The sequence below is a fragment of the Haloparvum alkalitolerans genome (assembly GCF_050122995.1).
In the GTDB taxonomy this organism is placed as follows: Archaea; Halobacteriota; Halobacteria; order Halobacteriales; family Haloferacaceae; genus Haloparvum; species Haloparvum alkalitolerans.
Genome location: NZ_JBNLIA010000005.1, coordinates 59543 through 75107, shown reverse-complemented (window position 1 = coordinate 75107; position 15565 = coordinate 59543). Strand labels below are relative to the sequence as shown.

15 protein-coding genes are annotated in these 15565 nt (G+C 68.0%); 11 read left to right on the top strand and 4 right to left on the bottom strand.

Annotated elements, in window-relative coordinates:
- Positions 1–86 precede the first annotated feature (86 nt).
- From ACQE3L_RS07570 to ACQE3L_RS07525, 10 genes are all read left to right on the top strand, one after another.
- Positions 87–1190, top strand: coding sequence for an ABC transporter ATP-binding protein (locus tag ACQE3L_RS07570; protein WP_426963170.1), 1104 nt, complete (start codon positions 87–89; stop codon positions 1188–1190).
- 10 nt (positions 1191–1200) lie between these two features.
- Positions 1201–2004, top strand: coding sequence for a creatininase family protein (locus ACQE3L_RS07565; RefSeq protein ID WP_426963169.1), 804 nt, complete (start codon positions 1201–1203; stop codon positions 2002–2004).
- A 73-nt stretch (positions 2005–2077) separates the two neighbouring features.
- Complete coding sequence (locus ACQE3L_RS07560; RefSeq protein ID WP_426963168.1) at positions 2078–3424, top strand: ABC transporter substrate-binding protein; 1347 nt, start codon at positions 2078–2080, stop codon at positions 3422–3424.
- A gap of 9 nt (positions 3425–3433) precedes the next feature.
- The gene (locus ACQE3L_RS07555; protein WP_426963167.1) at positions 3434–4372 is read left to right on the top strand and encodes a carbohydrate ABC transporter permease; all 939 of its coding nucleotides are present in this window, start codon (positions 3434–3436) and stop codon (positions 4370–4372) included.
- Positions 4369–5214 carry a carbohydrate ABC transporter permease gene (locus ACQE3L_RS07550; RefSeq protein ID WP_426963166.1) on the top strand — a complete coding sequence of 282 codons (846 nt, stop codon included), beginning with the start codon at positions 4369–4371 and terminating at the stop codon, positions 5212–5214. Before ACQE3L_RS07555 ends, ACQE3L_RS07550 begins: the two co-directional genes overlap by 4 nt.
- A gap of 110 nt (positions 5215–5324) precedes the next feature.
- Positions 5325–6464, top strand: a complete 1140-nt coding sequence (locus tag ACQE3L_RS07545) for a hypothetical protein (protein ID WP_426963165.1) — start codon at positions 5325–5327, stop codon at positions 6462–6464.
- A gap of 42 nt (positions 6465–6506) precedes the next feature.
- The gene (locus tag ACQE3L_RS07540) at positions 6507–7673 is read left to right on the top strand and encodes a mandelate racemase/muconate lactonizing enzyme family protein (protein ID WP_426963164.1); all 1167 of its coding nucleotides are present in this window, start codon (positions 6507–6509) and stop codon (positions 7671–7673) included.
- Positions 7674–7769: 96 nt separating this feature from the next.
- On the top strand, positions 7770–8612 hold the full coding sequence (locus ACQE3L_RS07535; protein ID WP_426963163.1) for an SDR family NAD(P)-dependent oxidoreductase: 843 nt from the start codon (positions 7770–7772) through the stop codon (positions 8610–8612).
- On the top strand, positions 8609–9268 hold the full coding sequence (locus ACQE3L_RS07530) for a carbohydrate-binding family 9-like protein (protein WP_426963162.1): 660 nt from the start codon (positions 8609–8611) through the stop codon (positions 9266–9268). The genes ACQE3L_RS07535 and ACQE3L_RS07530 overlap by 4 nt, the downstream gene beginning before the upstream one ends.
- A gap of 82 nt (positions 9269–9350) precedes the next feature.
- Entirely contained in the window at positions 9351–9725 is a 375-nt protein-coding gene (locus tag ACQE3L_RS07525; protein WP_426963161.1) for a Rid family detoxifying hydrolase, read from the top strand.
- A gap of 471 nt (positions 9726–10196) precedes the next feature.
- Here ACQE3L_RS07525 and ACQE3L_RS07520 read toward each other — a convergent pair whose 3' ends face one another.
- The 4 genes from ACQE3L_RS07520 to ACQE3L_RS07505 all read right to left on the bottom strand — a co-directional run bounded on the left by ACQE3L_RS07520 (position 10197) and on the right by ACQE3L_RS07505 (position 13961).
- Complete coding sequence (locus ACQE3L_RS07520) at positions 10197–10652, bottom strand: ferritin-like domain-containing protein (protein ID WP_426963160.1); 456 nt, start codon at positions 10650–10652, stop codon at positions 10197–10199.
- An 81-nt stretch (positions 10653–10733) separates the two neighbouring features.
- Positions 10734–11846: a copper-containing nitrite reductase gene (gene nirK, locus ACQE3L_RS07515; RefSeq protein WP_426963159.1), complete on the bottom strand. Its 1113-nt coding sequence runs from the start codon at positions 11844–11846 to the stop codon at positions 10734–10736.
- Positions 11847–12029: 183 nt separating this feature from the next.
- Positions 12030–12692 (bottom strand): helix-turn-helix domain-containing protein, encoded by a 663-nt coding sequence (locus ACQE3L_RS07510; RefSeq protein ID WP_426963158.1) that lies wholly within the window; start codon positions 12690–12692, stop codon positions 12030–12032.
- Between the two features lie 87 nt (positions 12693–12779).
- A complete protein-coding gene (locus ACQE3L_RS07505; RefSeq protein WP_426963157.1) occupies positions 12780–13961 on the bottom strand; it encodes an MFS transporter in 1182 nt (393 codons plus the stop codon).
- Positions 13962–14183: 222 nt separating this feature from the next.
- Between ACQE3L_RS07505 and ACQE3L_RS07500 the strand changes: the two genes are divergently transcribed.
- On the top strand, positions 14184–15545 hold the full coding sequence (locus ACQE3L_RS07500; protein ID WP_426963156.1) for an aspartate aminotransferase family protein: 1362 nt from the start codon (positions 14184–14186) through the stop codon (positions 15543–15545).
- The last annotated feature ends 20 nt before the right edge of the window (positions 15546–15565 follow it).

Below are 15565 nucleotides of genomic sequence, written 5' to 3'. Positions count from 1 at the left end.
GACTCGGACGCGGATCCGGTCGGCGGTCCCCGCGTTGTCCGCCGATAATTTTTTGTGTGCCGCTATGGAGATGCCGACAGGCTACAATGAGCCAAGTACAGCTGTCAGACGTCACAAAAGTCTACGACGACGTGCTCGCGGTCGAGGACATCGACCTCACCGTCCGCGACGGCGAGTTCCTCGTGGTCGTCGGTCCCTCCGGGTGCGGGAAGTCGACGACGCTCCGGATGGTCGCGGGGCTGGAGACGATCTCCGGCGGCGAGATCACGATCGGGTCGGAGGTCGTCAACGACGTTCGGCCGCAGGACCGGGATATCGCGATGGTGTTCCAGAACTACGCGCTCTACCCGCACATGACCGTGCGGGAGAACATGTCCTTCGGACTGCGGCTCTCCGGGGAGTACGACGACGCCGAGATCGACGAGCGCGTCGAGGACGCCGCCGACCTCCTCGAGATCCCCGAACTCCTCGACCAGTACCCGAAGCAACTGTCCGGCGGACAACAGCAGCGGGTCGCGCTCGGTCGCTCGATCGTCCGGGACCCGGAGGTCTTCCTGATGGACGAGCCGCTGTCGAACCTCGACGCGAAGCTCCGCTCGCAGATGCGGACGGAGCTCCAGCGGCTCCACGAGGAGCTCGGGGTCACGACGATCTACGTCACGCACGACCAGACCGAGGCGATGACGATGGGCGACCGGATCGCGATCCTCAACGAGGGCGAGCTCCAGCAGATCGCGGAACCGGAGGTCTGCTACGGCGAGCCGAACAACCGGTTCGTCGCCGGGTTCATCGGCTCTCCCAGCATGAACTTCTTCGAGGTCGACGTGGAGTCAACCCCCGGGGGCATCTCCGTCACGGGGGACAGCTTCGAGACGGACCTCGACGTGTCGCTGCCGCCGGGCCGATACACGCTCGGCGTTCGCCCCGAGGACCTGTATCCGGCCGACGGGGCCGGTCGGATCCCCGCGGACGTCGACGTCGTCGAACCCATGGGCGCGGACAACTACCTCTACCTCACTCCGCCTACCGACGACGGCGGGGAGACGGAGATCATCGCCCGCGTCGACAACGAGTTCCGACCCGACCCCGGCGAGCGAGTCATGCTCGATTTCGACGTCGCGGACGTCCACTTCTTCGACGAGACGGGCGACCGGGTACCGACCGAGACGGCCGCGGAGCACGCGACGTGAGGACGGTCCAATGATCCACGAGACCATCGGTACGAACGAGTGGGAATGGGCTGGCAAACCGTACGCGGCGATCAAGGATGTCGGTCGGCAGGACGGTTCCATCCTCGTCGTTCCCGTCGGGAGCGTGGAACAGCACGGACACCACCTGCCCGTGATCACCGACACGCTCCTCGTGGAGGCGATGGTCCACGGAGCGGCGGAGTCGCTGCGGGACGACGTGCCGATCCTCGTCACGCCGCCGGTCTGGAGCGGCTTCTCGCCGCATCACCTCTCGTTCGGCGGCACGCTCTCGCTCGAGTTCGAGCACCTCAGGCAGACCCTGGAGGACATCGGCCGGACGGGGCTCGAGAACGGCTTCGACGCCGTCTGCTTCGTGAACGGGCACGGCGGGAACGCCGCCCTCATCGACGCGCTCGTGAGCACGCTCGGGAAGACGACGGACGCGGAGGTGCTCGGGACGACGTACTTCCAGCTCGCGGCGTCGGAGATCGCGGCCCTCCGCGACAGCGATCCGGGAGGCATGGCCCACGGCGGCGAGTACGAGACGTCGCTCATGCTCTACCTCCGTCCCGACCTGGTCGTGGACGCGATGATCGAGGAGGGGACGCGCTGGGACGAACACTACGAGTGGGGCGGCGGGGACCTCCTCGAGGGCGGCCAGCTCTCGGTCTACCGCGAGTTCGAGGAGTACTCGGACACGGGGGACATCGGCGCCCCGGAACTCGCCAGCGCGGAGAAGGGCGAGCGCATCCACGACATCGTGACCGACGAGCTCGGCGCCATGTTCACGGCCATCCACGAGCACAACCGATGAATCGGCGTCGCGGCGGGCGAACCGTTGTGACTACCCAAAGATATTAATAACCGCAAGTGAATGTCTAGCGCAGATGTCGACCGACAAGATTAGCGACACTGACGGGAGCATCGATCGGCGAAAAGTCCTCGAGGCGATGGGTGGCGGCGGAATCATCGCGTTGGCGGGCTGTCTCGGTGACGACGGCGGCTCCGGGGGCGGAGACGGCACCGAAGGCGGGAGCGGCGGCGGCAGCGACGACGGACGGACGATCCAGTTCCTGACGATGGGCGTCGGGGACAACATCGAGTCGTTCTTCGAGGAGAACAACGCGCAGTTCGAGGAGGAACACGACGTCACCCTCGAGTTCACCAGCGTCACCTGGGACAACGCCCAGCAGACGGTGAACAACCGCGTCGACGGGGGCGAGGCGCCCGACGTCGCTCGCTGGCCGGCCCGGTGGATCCCCCAGCTCGTCGGCAAGGGCGAGCTCGAACCGATCGACGAGCTCATGGAGGGCGACTTCGGCGACCGCTTCTACCAGGGCATGGCGGACGGCTGCATGTATCAGGGGTCCTACTACGGGGCGCCGTGGGCCGCGTCGAACAAGTGCCTCTACTACAACAAGGACGTGTTCGAGGCGGCCGGGCTCGACCCCGAGGACCCTCAGCTCGACACCTGGGAGGACATGATCGCGGCCGGCGAGCAGATCCGCGACGAGACCGACACGCCCGCGCTCGGGCTCGCGGGAGCTGACGCCATCGAGACGGGCTCGCAGTACTACCACTACCACTGGTCGCACGGCGCCGACCTGATCGACGACGAGGGGCGGCCGGTCGTGAACTCCGACGAGGGAGTCGAGGCGCTCGGGCTCTACTCCGACCTGCATCAGGAGTACGGGATCACCCAGCCCTCGCCGCTCTCGTCGACCCGACAGGACATCCGTCAGCTGTTCGAGTCCGGCGAGCTCGGCATGGTCATCGCTCACGTTTACACCGGGATCAACATCGACGCCGCGAAGGAGAACGACGAGGTCGACTTCGACTACGGGATCGTCCAGGTGCCGGCCGGCCCGGAGGGGCGGTACAGCCTGAACACGATCGACGCCGTCTCGATCTTCGCACAGACCGAGGTCAAGGACCTGGCGGAGGACCTCCTCAGGTTCTACCTCGAGCCGGACCGTCACTTCGAGTACGCGACGAACAAGGGGTTCATGCCGACCGTCGAGGAGGTCGGGGAACGCGACTACTTCCAGGAGTCGTCGAACTGGGCCCCCTACATCGAGGCCGGGCAGTACGCCCGCGCGCGGCCGAAGCTCTCGAACTTCAACGAGTTCAATAACCGCATGGTCCAGGCGATCCAGGAGGCCCTCGGCGGACAGAAGTCCCCGCAGAAGGCGCTCAACGACGCGCAGTCCGACCTCGAAGACGCGATGGAGTGATCCACACGAATGGGCACCGCAGAGGAGTACGCCGAGACGCCGGCCGGTTCGCGCCTCGAGCGGGGGGTCGACTACCTCCGCCACAACAGCCGCGCGTACCTGCTGATCGCCCCCGCGGCGATCTTCCTGCTGAGCGTCGTCGGCTATCCCATCATCGAGACGTTCCGGCTGTCGCTGTATGAATCGCCCGCCGACTCGTCGGTCGAGACGTACGTCGGGTTCCAACACTACGTCGAGATACTCGGCAGCGACATCTTCTACCAGCTCCTCTGGCAGACCGGCCGCTGGGTCGTCGTCGGGGTCGCGGGGAAGACGCTGTTGGGCCTGCTGATCGCCGTCCACCTGAAGGGCGACATCAAGGGCCGGAAGTTCTTCCGGACGGCGTTCCTGATCCCGTGGGGGATCCCGTACGCCATCTCCGCGGTCGTGTTCCGCTGGATCGAGCACCCGCAGTACGGCTACATCAACGCCGTGCTGCTCAAGCTCGGCGTCGTCGACCAGGGCGTCGGCATCCTCGGAAACCCGGACATCGCGTGGCTCGGTGTCGTCGTGGCGGACATCTGGATCGGAACGCCGTTCATGGCGATCATCTTCCTCGCGGGACTCCAGTCCATCCCGGAGGAACTGTACGAGGCGGCCGCGATCGACGGTGCCGAACGCTGGCACCAGTTCCGGTACATCACGCTGCCCCAGCTGAAGTCGGTCATCCTGATCGCCACCCTGCTGTCGACCATCTGGACGTTCGTCAGCTTCGACACCATCTGGACGATGACTCGCGGGGGACCGATCAACACCACGTCCACGCTGGTGATCTGGATCTACCAGGTCGGCCTGGAGAACGGGAACCTCGGCCGCGGCGCCGCGTTCAGCGTCATCGGGTTCCTCTTCCTCCTGGTGTTCGCCATCGTCTACCTGCGCGTCTACACGCACGGAGGTGAGGAGCTATGACGATGGCCGGCCAACAGCGGACGTGGCTCCGCAAGGTCCGCCTGTACGGGATGCTCATCGCGCTGTTGAGCGTCATGATGTTCCCGTTCTACGCGATGTTCTCGAGCACGCTCAAGACCGAGTCGGAGATATTCTCGAGTCCGGCGACGCTCGTGCCCGCGGACCCCACGATCGAGGCGTACCTGCAGGTGTGGAGCCAGACGGACGTGCTCCTGTGGGTCGCCAACAGCTTCCTGATCTCCATCGGCACCGTCGTCCTCACGCTCGCGCTGGCCATCCCGGCCGCGTACTCGTGTGCGCGGAACGACTTCATCGGGAAGCGGACGTTCCTGCTGTCCGTGCTCGTCGTGCAGATGTTCGCCCCGGTCGTGCTCATCGTCGGGCTCTTCGACGTGATCACGACCGTCGGGCTGTTCGACAGCTACCTCGCCGTCATCATCCCCGCGGCGGCGTTCACGCTGCCGTTCAACGTGTGGATGCTGTACGGCTACTTCAAGACGATCCCGGTGTCGCTCGAGGAGTCGGCGCGGATCGACGGTGCCGAACAGCGGCAGATCCTGACGAAGATCGTCTTGCCCCTGACCAAGCCGGCGCTCGTCGCGAGCGTCACCTACACGTTCCTGTACGCGTGGAACCGGCTGCTGTTCGTCCTGACGTTCCTCACGGACGCCGGGAAGTACAACGTCCCACGGGGCGTCTTCTCGATGGTCGGGGCGCTGCAGACGGACTGGCGGATGATGCTGACCGCTTCGGTCATCGGGATCATCCCGCTTCTGATCCTCTTCGCGTTCCTCGAGGAGTACATCGTCTCTGGCATGACCGCCGGCGCGGTGAAGGAGTAGCGACCCCCTCGGGGACGCTCTTCGCGGGCATCGAGAGCCCTCCGGACCGCTCTCCGCGGACGGTTTCCGCGTGACCGGAGTTTTAACTGCCTCGGCGTCGCTGTAGAGCCATGGAGTTTGCCACGTGGGCGTATCCGTGGGACGTGCGCGACGAGGGGGTCGACGCGGTCGCGTCGCGCCTCCGGGAGATCGGGATCGGGGAGCTGAACCTGGCGACGAATTATCACTCGGTGCAGGCCTTCTCCCCGCACAACCCGCAGCGGAAGACGCACTTCGCGCACGCGAGTTCGTACTTCCGGCCCGACGGCGAGTACGGGATGCTCCGACCGCACCCCTACGAGGGGATGGACGAGGACTGGGTCGACGCGATCGCGGCCGCCGCCGGGGACCTCCGGCTGACGTCGTGGACGGTCGGCTGTCACAACTCGCGGCTCGGAATGGCGAACCCCGACGCGACGCTCACGTCGCCGTACGGCGACGACCTGGTCTTCGGACTCTGCCCTTCGAACCCGGCGGTCCGCCGGTATCTGCGCTCGCTCGTCGCGGACCTCGCGTCGCGGGAGGGGTTCGACCGGATCGAGCTGGAGACGTTCGATTACTTCTACGGCACCGGCTTCGGCTGGCACCACCAGAAGATCCACGCCGAGTTGGGGACGCTCGGCGAGTTCCTGTTCGGCCTCTGTTTCTGTGACCACTGCCGGGAGCACGCCGCGGCGAGCGGGGTCGACGTCGAACGGGCGCGCGAGGCGGCCGTGACGGCCCTCGACGACATCGTCGCCGGGCGACTCCCGAGCGACACCGTTCCGGAGCAGTGGCTGCGACGGCACCCCCCCGTCGACGACTACGTGACCGTTCGCCAGGAGACGCTCACGGACCTCTACGCGGACCTGGCGGCGGCCGCGGGGGGGGCGCAACTGGGCTACTACGTCGGGATGCCCGAACCCGGCCGCGAGTGGATGGCTGGCGTCGATCCGACCGCGCTCTCCGAGCACGTCGACTACTTCTGTCTCCCGGCCTACGAGTCGAGCCGCGAGGACGTGCTCCGCGCCTACCGGCTGGTCGACGACCTGGATGCGGACGTTCCGATCCACGTCGGGCTGCTCCCCGGCCATCCCGCGATCGACGACCCGAACACGCTCTCACGCATCGTCGACGGGCTCCGCGAGGAGGGCGTCCCCCGCGTCTCCTTCTACAACTACGGGCTGCTCCCCGACCGGTCGCTGGACTGGATCGAGGCGGCAATTCGGTGAGGAGACGGTAGCTTCTTTTACGGGGCCCCTGCACTGAGTCACATGGAAATCACGGGCGTGACAGCCACGACTGTAGACGTACCGCTGGTCGACCTCGACGAACCGCTCGGCATCGGCCCGTACGTGACGAATCACGGGCAGGTCGACTCGATGGAGCGGGTCCTCGTCGAGGTCGAGACCGACGAGGGGGTCTCCGGCTGGGGCGAGATGCGGACGTTCCTCACCGCCGCGGCGACCGAGTCCGTCATCGAGGACGGGATCGGCCCCCTCATCGAGGGCCAGTCCCCGTTCGAGGTCGAGCGGCTCCGCCGGCAGGTCTTCATCGAGTACACGAACGTCGAGCTGTTCTTCGCCGCCGTCGAGACCGCCTGCTGGGACATCGCCGGCAAGGCGCTCGAGAAGCCCGTCTACGAGCTGCTGGGCGGGTCGACGGCGCCGGAGCAGACGACCGCGATGAACGCGGACGCGGCGGACCGCGAGTCCGGCACCGACCGGGACGTCGAGTTCGCGTTCTGTCTCGGGATCCTTCCGCCCGCCGAGTCGCGCGCGAAGGCCCGCGAGGCGGTCGACGCCGGCTTCTCGGTGCTCAAGACCAAGGCCGGCCGCGACTGGCAACAGGACGTGGCCCGTATCGAGGCCATGCACGACGAGGTCGACGGCGCCCTGGAGTTCCGGCTCGACCCGAACCAGGGCTGGTCGCTCGACCAGGCCGTCCGCGTCGGCGCGGCGCTGGAGGATTCGGGGATCTACCTCCAGTACATGGAGCAGCCGATCCGGGTCAACGCTCACGACTCGCTGGCCACCCTGCGGAAGCGGCTCCGGCAGCCGATCGCGCCGAACGAGGACACCTACATCCCGAACAACCTGCGGTCGCTCGTCGACGCCGGCGCCATGGACGTCGCCGTGCTGGACCTCACGCCCGCGGGCGGGATCAGCGGGCTCCGGCAGCAGGCCTCGATCGTCGAGGACGCGGGCGTCCCGTTCACGCACCACTGCGCGTTCGATCTGGGGATCCGAACCGCGGCCATCCTCCAGGCGGTCCACGGAATTCCGGGCTTCTCGCTCCCGCCGGACACGACCTACTACGCCTGGCAGGACGACGTCATCGCCGACCCCTTCGAGGTCACGGACGGCTGCATGCGCGTCCCCGACGAGCCCGGGCTCGGGGTCGAGATCGACCGGGAAATGGTCGAGCGGTACGAGGTCTAGCGCCGCGCGTTTCCCACCGCGGATCGACCGCGTTCCTCGACGTCCGCCGCTCGCGTCGGAACCTTCTTTATCGCCCCCGCTGATGGTTCAGCCGACATGGTCGAGCTGTCACTAGCGGACCGTCCGGCGATCGTGACCGGCGCATCACGCGGCATCGGGAAGGAGATCGCGGCGGCGTTCGCCGAGGCGGGCGGCGACGTGGCGATCTGCTCGCGGACGTACGAGGACGTCGCGGCCGTCGCGGAGGAGCTCACGGACGCGCACGACGGGCGCGTCGTTCCGGTCGAGTGTGACGTGACCGACGCGGACGCCGTCCGCGACCTCGTCGACACGGCGGTCGAGGAGTTCGGGGACCTCCGCGTCCTCGTCAACAACGCGGGCGGCTCCGTCGAGTCGGCGGACCTGCTCCACCGGTGTAGCGAGGAGGAGTTCGAGTGGATGCTGGAGCTGAACCTGAAGGCCCCCTACCTCCTCGCTCGGGAGGCGCTGCCGGCGATGATCGCCGCCGGCGGCGGGTCGATGGTCCACGTCGGCTCGGTGAACGGGCTCTTCGGGATCGGGCTCGCGGGCTACTCGGAGGCGAAGAGCGGACTCCTCGCGCTGTCGCGGAACATCGCCACCCACTACGGGCAGTACGGGATCCGGTCGAACGTGCTCTCGGCGGGGACGATCGAGACCCAGAACCGCCGCGATGAGATGGAGAGCACGGAGGAGCGGTCGGGCGGGACGAGCGCCCGCGACCGGTGGCTCGACCAGTACCCGCTCGGTCGGTTCGGCCGACCGCGCGAGGTCGCGGACACCGCGCTGTTCCTGGCCAGCGACCGCTCCGGCTTCATCACCGGCGAGAACGTCGTCGTCGACGGGGGTCTGACCGCGGGGCTGCCGCAGTCGTTCGAGAACGAGATCTATCAGGCCGACGAGCCGCCGACCGGTCGATGAGGACGACCGCGGTTCGCCGCGTCTCCAAGTCGCCGCCGCTCGGCGGGGACGTGGCGGGGACGGCGTGGGAGCGCGCGGATCCCGTTCCGATCGACCGGTTCCGCTGGACCGCTCCCGAGCGGCGGCCGTCCACGACCGCGAGAGTGCTGTACGACGACGAGACGCTGTACCTGCACTACGAGGTGGTCGACGGGCACAGCTACGCGACGGCGACGCGGCTGAACGGGCCGGTGTGGGAGGACAGCTGCGTCGAGTTCTTCGCCGCTCCGCGGCCGGCGAGCGGCGACGCGTACGTCAACCTCGAGGTGAACTGCGTCGGGACCTTCCGGCTGGGCTACGGGGCCGGTCGCACGGACCGGGCGCTCGTGGACCCGGAAGCGGCGGGCGACGTCCGGATCCGGAGTTCGATCGACGGCCCCACGAAGGATCCCGAACCCGACGACGAGGGGTGGTGGGTCGCGGCGGCGCTCCCGTTCGAGACCCTGGGCGCCCTCGCCGGCGACGCGGTCGCCCCGGTGTCGGGCGATCGGTGGCGCGCGAACTTCTACCGGATCCGGAAGCGGCCGGAGCCGCTCTACGCGGCGTGGAACCCGGTCGACGCGCCGGAACCGGACTTCCACCGTCCCGCGGAGTTCGGGGAGCTCCGGTTCCGGTGACGGCGGGCCGTCGATCCGGTGCCGTCCGGCCCGGCGGCGCGCTGACGAAAGATACAAGCGGTCGCTGTGAGACACTCGACGTATGCAGGAAGTCAGCACTGACGACGCGCCGGACGCGATCGGACCGTACTCGCAGGGGATCATCGACGACGGCCGGGTCTACGTCTCCGGACAGGGTCCAGTCGACCCGCAGTCCGGCGAGGTCGTCTCCGAGGACGTGAGCGAACAGACCGCACGGACGCTGGAGAACGTCGCCGCGATCCTCGAGGCGGCGGGTACGTCGCTGGAGAACGTCGTCCACGCGAACGTCTACGTCACCGACATGGACGATTACGACGCCGTCAACGAGGTGTACGCCGAGTACATGAGCGAACCGTACCCGGCACGGGCCGCCATGGAGGTCTCCCGGCTCCCCATCGACATCGGGGTCGAAATCGAAGTCGTCGCCAGCGCGTGAGGCGACCGCGACCCGGCTGACCCCGCTCCCGTCCACCTGCCGCGGCGGGTCCACTTCGACCTTCGCGGCACTCAGTGTCCGCACCTGCTTCCGTGTCTACCCGCGGGCCTTTTTGTGTCTGGTTATTTATGAAACTACAAAAAGAACGATAAGTAGACAATACGCGCTGTGGACACTTTTCTCTTAATCACAAAAAATCTCTCTTTACAGGGTGAAAATTAGAATATCAGCCGAATCTCTCCCATATTTACATTTTTATTTGTGTTTATATCTTGGTTAGGAAACCGACCGTCTGAAAATATATGAGATCCGTCATTCAATTTTTCTTGTCATTACCTCTGTTCGATGGTCGAACCGGCGTGCCGGCCGTCGGGTCTCGATCCCGATGGCGGCACCGTCAGCCGGCGGGGCGTCCGCGGCCGACTCGCGTCGAGTCACCCTCCCGCTGACGCGGGTCCGGCGGAGCCGGTTTCAGTCGCTGCTGTACTCCTTCTCGAAGCCGCGGAACTCCGTGCGGTGGGCCTCCTCGTCCGCGAGGACGGTGACCGCGAGGTCCTCGGTGACGGGGTCGCCGGCCTCCTCGGCCGCGTCGACGAGGGAGCGGTACGTCTCGATGGCGTCCTCCTCGGCGTCGAGCACGCCCCGGATCACGGAGAGCACGTCCGTCGAGTCCTCGGGCGGCTGCAGGGAGTCCTGCCGGGCGGTGAACTCCGCCGACCCCGGCGGGCGGGCGTCGAGCTGTTTGAGGCGCTGGCCGATCTGTTCGGCGTGTCCCAGCTCCTCCTGGATGTCCTGTTTGAGGCTCTCCTTGATCTCCTCGGCGCGGACGCCGTCGAGGACGATGGCGTTCGTCTGGTAGTTCATCACCGTCTCGATCTCGTCGCTGTAGGCCTTGCGCAGCAGGTCGATGACGCGGTCTGATGTCATGCGGTCACACCATTCGCGCCGGGGGGCAAAAGCGGTGCGGCGACCCTCGCCGGCCGGGACCGCTCCCTGCCGGGAGGTCGATCAGGCGTCCTCGTCGTACACGTCGGGGTTCTCCTCGCCTTCGACCTGCACCACGCCGAGGGCGCCGCGGCGGCCCGCCCGGCTGAGCGCGTGGTCGACGATCTTGATCGGGCCGGGCACCGGCGTCTCCATCTCGGCGGCGGTGACGGTACCGGGCGCGACCGGCGTCGTCTCGACGTTTCGGGCCGGCTCGCTCAGCACGTCGCCGTCGCGGTAGAGCCGCGCCCAGACGTTGCCGATCGGGTGCCACGAGCTGATCTTGTTCGGACCGCCGTTCGCGAAGTAGACGCGGACGGTCTCGTCCCGCTGGACCGTCACGGGCCCGTAGCCGTCCGCGGTGAACGCGTACGGCTCGCCGTTGAAGACGACGTAGGTCGGCTCCTCGTTCTCCATCGCCTCGCGGTCGAAAGCGTGGTGGCCCTCCTCGCCGACCTCGCCGGTCGTGTACAGCTCGTGCTGGCCGAAGTAGAGCTCGCGGTCCACCTCGGGGAGTCCCTCCTTCGGCTCGACGATCACCGCGCCGAACATGCCCGAGCTGATGTGCACGTCCATGTTCGGCACCGCGCAGTGGTAGATGTGGACGCCGGGGTAGCTGGCGGTGAACTCGATGACTGCCGCGTCGTCGCCGGGCGCGAGCGTCGTCGCCTCCGCGCCGCCGCCCGGGCCGTAGATGGCGTGCGAGTCGACGTTGTGCGGGAGCTCGTTCTCGTCCGCGGGCACCTCGAAGCGCAGGCGCACGCGGTCGCCCTCCCTGACGCGAAGCATCGGCCCGGGGATCTGCCCGTCGTAGGTCATGTAGTCGAAGGTGACGCCGGGTTCGATCTCGGCGGTCACCTCCTCCGCGGTCAGCGTGAACTCCAGCTCCCGCGGCTCGTCGCGGTCGATCGGGTCGGGGACCGCGGTCGGGTCCGCGGCGACCCGGTCGACGTCGACCGGCTTCGCGGGGTCGAGGCTCGCGGCCGCGGCCTCCGTCGACGGTCCCGCGTCCGACGGCTCGTCCACGTCGTTCGTCTGCGCCGCCGGCGCCGAGACGCAGCCCGACAGCAGGGCCGCACCGCCGAGGCCGACGGTGGTCAGGAACTGTCGCCGTCCGGTCTGCGTCGTGTGGGACATTGGGTTTCCCTCCAGGTGGACATAGCGGTAGGACTACCATGAAACGAGTTGGAAGTTCCCGGCCCGTGGGGACAACCTCCGAACATATCCGGTGTTTTGACTTAAACTCCGGTACGATCGTCTAAACCGACCTCCCGGGCTATCGCGTCCCGCTTCCGCGCGGGTCGGCCGCGGGCGGCGCGGTCAGGATTCCTCCGACCGTTCCTCCCGGACGTAGCCGGGGAGGTCGTCGACGAACTCCCGGATCACGGCCGCCTCCGCGCGGTGGAGCGTCTCGCTCGCGGTGGACTTCGCCACCCCGACCCGATCGGCGAGGTCGGTGAGCGAACAGGTTCGGGGCGTGTCGTAGTACCCGGATTCGACCGCCGCGAGGAGGATCTCTCGTTGCGCGTCGGTGAGCAGTTCGCTCGGCTCCACGCGCTCGCGGACGTAGCGCACCTCGAACGGGACCCCGAGGTCGTCGAACTGCGCGGCCAGCGCCGAGAGGCGGTCGTGGGGACCCGTCACGTCGATCGTCGCCTCCCCGTCCCGGATCTCCAGCGGCATCTCGATCGGGACGCCGGCGCGCTTGGCGGCGATCAGGAGCAGGGGCGCGGAGGTCTCGAACTGGACCGTCGCTTCGCGCTCCGTCCGCTGGGCCACCGACAACTCGGTCACGGCCGGGTGGGCTGCCATGTCGTCGAGGATCGGATCGATCGGGGCGCCGGTGATCCAGACGAGCGCGAATCCGGGTCCGTCCCCCGCGAGCGCGGTCAGCACCTGAAACGTCGCCTCCGGGTGTGCGCGGGACACGTCGGCCACCCACGGCCCCTCCGGGAGGTCGACGATGAGGCGTGCTTGAGACATGGATGGAACTGTCCCGCCGGCGTCATAAATGGCGCCCGGTGACGACGCGTTTCGGGGGATACTGCTCCCGTTCGGTGTCGACCTCCGCTACGGGTCGGGCTGGCCGTAGCACCCGACGACGGCGCCGAGCGCGACGACCGCGGCGAGGAGCACCCCGGCGTCGAGGGCGCCGGCGTCGCCGAGGCGGCCGATGATCGGCGGGGCGGTCGCACCGAGACCGATGTACACGGAGCGGAGGAGCCCGTAGCCGCTGCCCTGCATCGAGTCGGGGAGCTGGAGGACGATGTTCGTGTTCGCAGGCGGGATGGCGCCGAGGATCGACGCCGACAGCAGCACCGCCCCGACCACCGGGACCGCGCCCTCCGCGAACGGGAGCGCGGCCGCGCCGACGAACCCGGCGGCGACGAACCCGGCGACGGCCCGGCGCTCGCCGTATCGGTCCGCGGCGGCTCCGGCGAGGAACTGGAGCCCGATCGCCGCCGCGAAGAAGCCGCCGTAGACCACAGAAACGGCCGACTGCGAAAGCCCCTTGGTCTCCAGGAGGTACGTCGGGAGGAACCCCGTGATCCCCTGATAGTAGAACAATAGGCAGAACAGGATCGCGGTCGCGTACAGCACGGGCGGCTCGCCGACGACGCGGCGTAGTGTTCGGAGGTATGCACCGCCCGACTCGCTCGTCGGTGCCGCGGAGGTCCGAGACGGCACGAACAGGGCGACGCCGACGAACGTGAGCAGGAACCCCGGAAGCAGGTATCCGAACCCGTACCGCCACCCGAAGGCGACGGCGATCATCCCCGCCGCGATGGGCAGCAGCGCGTTCCCAGCGTTTCCGGCGGCCTGACTGAAGCTGATCGCCGTGTTGCGTTGGTCCGGAAACACGTCCGAGAGGACCGTCACCCTGCTCGGCCCGAACAGCCCGGTGCCGACCCCCAGCAGGACGGTCGCCACGGCGAAGAGCGCGAACGCTGGCGCCGCGACGATGAGCACCGCAGCCGCCCCTCCGAGGCCGAGACTGGCGAGCAGGACGCTTTGCTCGCCGAACCGGTCCGCGAGTATTCCGGCCGGAAACTGCATGAGTGCGTACGATATCCACAGCGCCGAGAGGAGGGCGCCGCCGCCGGTGAATCGCATTCCGAACTCGGTCATGATGTCCGGGAGCAGGACCGGGTAGACGATCCGGATCCCGAGCGACAGGAGCCAGCCCACCGACACGGTGAGCAGGAGTGCGACGTTCCCCGAGTTTCGGAGTGTCTGAAGCGATCGGAACATGTGACTCCTGGCGAGCGGGTGCTCCCTCTCGGAGCGGCATTCGCGTATAGCCATCCGAACCGGTGAATGCTGACGCATTCGGCCGCCCGCGTGAGGCGCGGCCGCCTCCGAGGTGAGGGCCGATTCCCGAATGGACTCCCCCTCCGAAAACAAATTTTGTTTACACCGTCACAGCTTGCTGGTTGCACCAGCCCTTTGTAGACGTGTCGTATCGAGGGGCATATGGCGGGACCGCCGATCCACGACCTGCACTTCGCGGAGGAACCGACCGTCGACGACGTCCCCGGCCCGGAGTCCCGGCGGCTTCTCGACAGACAGGACGACATCGACAGCAGCGCGGTCGCGTACCCCAACAACATCCCCCTCGCGTTCGAGGAGGGGCGCGGCGCGACCCTGAAGGACGCGGACGGAAACGTCTTCCTCGACTTCTTCGCGGGCATCGGCGTCTACAACGTCGGGCACGCCAACCCCTACGTCAACGAGGGGGTCCACGAGCAGATCGACAAGCTCACGCACGCCGTCGACTTCCCGACGCAGCCGCGGATCGACCTGATCGACAAACTGGAGGAGATCGCGCCCGGCTCGCTGGCCGGCAACAGCCGCGTCGTCTTCGGCGGTCCGACCGGCAGCGACGCCGTCGAGGCGTCGATCAAGCTCGCGAAGTACAACACCGGCGGCAACGGCCTGCTCGCGTTCCGTAACTCCTACCACGGGGCGACGGCCGGCGCGATGAGCATCACCTCGAACAAGAAGTTCAAGAAGCCGTACGCGCCGCTGCTGCCGGACGTGGTTCACGCTCCGTTCCCGTACCCCTTCCGCGAGGGCCGCGACCCCGAGGCGTCCGTGAACCGGGCGCTCGAGGAGGTCCGCGCCATCGTCGAGGAGCCGTACGGCGGGCTCACCGACCCCGCGGGCATCTTCGTCGAACCGATTCAGGGCGAGGGCGGCGTCGTCGTCCCGCCGGAGGGGTTCCTCTCCGGCCTCCGCGAGATCGCCGACGAGAACGACCTGCCGCTGGTGTTCGACGAGATCCAGGTCGGGCTCGGCCGCACCGGCGAATGGTGGGCCGCCGAGCACTACGACGTGACCCCGGACGCGATGACGACCGCGAAGGCGCTCGGCGGCAACGGCCAGCCGCTCTCCGGAACGATCTACCACGAGGACCTGGACACGTGGGGGCCGGGCGACCACGCGGGCACCTACCGCGGCCACGTCCCCGCGATGGTCGGCGGGCTCCGGGCCATCGAGTATATCGAGTCACACGACCTGCTCGACCACGCGACGGAGGTCGGCGCGTGGATCCGCGACCGCCTCCGCGACGCCGGCGCGGGCGATCCGGGGCTGGGCGAAGTCCGCGGCAAGGGACTGTTCGTCGGCGCCGAGTTCGTGGACGCGGACGGTGACCCCGACGCCGACCGCGTCGAGGCGATCCAGCAGTACTGCTACGAGCACGGCGTGCTCGTCTGGACGGCGGGCCAGTACGACAACGTCGTCCGGCTGCTCCCGCCGCTCGTGTTGACCCAGCGGCAGGCGGAGGTCGGCACGGAGGTCATCGCGGACGCCATCGCGGCGACCGCGGAGTAGCGCGCTTCGGACCGGGACGT

Bases quoted from the DNA above. Each gene is read 5' to 3' on its own strand.
- nirK (WP_426963159.1), bottom strand. From the start codon at position 11,846: ATGTCCCACACGACGCAGACCGGACGGCGACAGTTCCTGACCACCGTC.
- ACQE3L_RS07505 (WP_426963157.1), bottom strand. From the start codon at position 13,961: ATGTTCCGATCGCTTCAGACACTCCGAAACTCGGGGAACGTCGCACTC.
- ACQE3L_RS07500 (WP_426963156.1), top strand. From the start codon at position 14,184: ATGGCGGGACCGCCGATCCACGACCTGCACTTCGCGGAGGAACCGACC.
- ACQE3L_RS07540 (WP_426963164.1), top strand. From the start codon at position 6,507: ATGGAAATCACGGGCGTGACAGCCACGACTGTAGACGTACCGCTGGTC.
- ACQE3L_RS07535 (WP_426963163.1), top strand. From the start codon at position 7,770: ATGGTCGAGCTGTCACTAGCGGACCGTCCGGCGATCGTGACCGGCGCA.
- ACQE3L_RS07510 (WP_426963158.1), bottom strand. From the start codon at position 12,692: ATGTCTCAAGCACGCCTCATCGTCGACCTCCCGGAGGGGCCGTGGGTG.
- ACQE3L_RS07555 (WP_426963167.1), top strand. From the start codon at position 3,434: ATGGGCACCGCAGAGGAGTACGCCGAGACGCCGGCCGGTTCGCGCCTC.
- ACQE3L_RS07565 (WP_426963169.1), top strand. From the start codon at position 1,201: ATGATCCACGAGACCATCGGTACGAACGAGTGGGAATGGGCTGGCAAA.
- ACQE3L_RS07545 (WP_426963165.1), top strand. From the start codon at position 5,325: ATGGAGTTTGCCACGTGGGCGTATCCGTGGGACGTGCGCGACGAGGGG.
- ACQE3L_RS07550 (WP_426963166.1), top strand. From the start codon at position 4,369: ATGACGATGGCCGGCCAACAGCGGACGTGGCTCCGCAAGGTCCGCCTG.
- ACQE3L_RS07525 (WP_426963161.1), top strand. From the start codon at position 9,351: ATGCAGGAAGTCAGCACTGACGACGCGCCGGACGCGATCGGACCGTAC.
- ACQE3L_RS07520 (WP_426963160.1), bottom strand. From the start codon at position 10,652: ATGACATCAGACCGCGTCATCGACCTGCTGCGCAAGGCCTACAGCGAC.
- ACQE3L_RS07560 (WP_426963168.1), top strand. From the start codon at position 2,078: ATGTCGACCGACAAGATTAGCGACACTGACGGGAGCATCGATCGGCGA.
- ACQE3L_RS07530 (WP_426963162.1), top strand. From the start codon at position 8,609: ATGAGGACGACCGCGGTTCGCCGCGTCTCCAAGTCGCCGCCGCTCGGC.
- ACQE3L_RS07570 (WP_426963170.1), top strand. From the start codon at position 87: ATGAGCCAAGTACAGCTGTCAGACGTCACAAAAGTCTACGACGACGTG.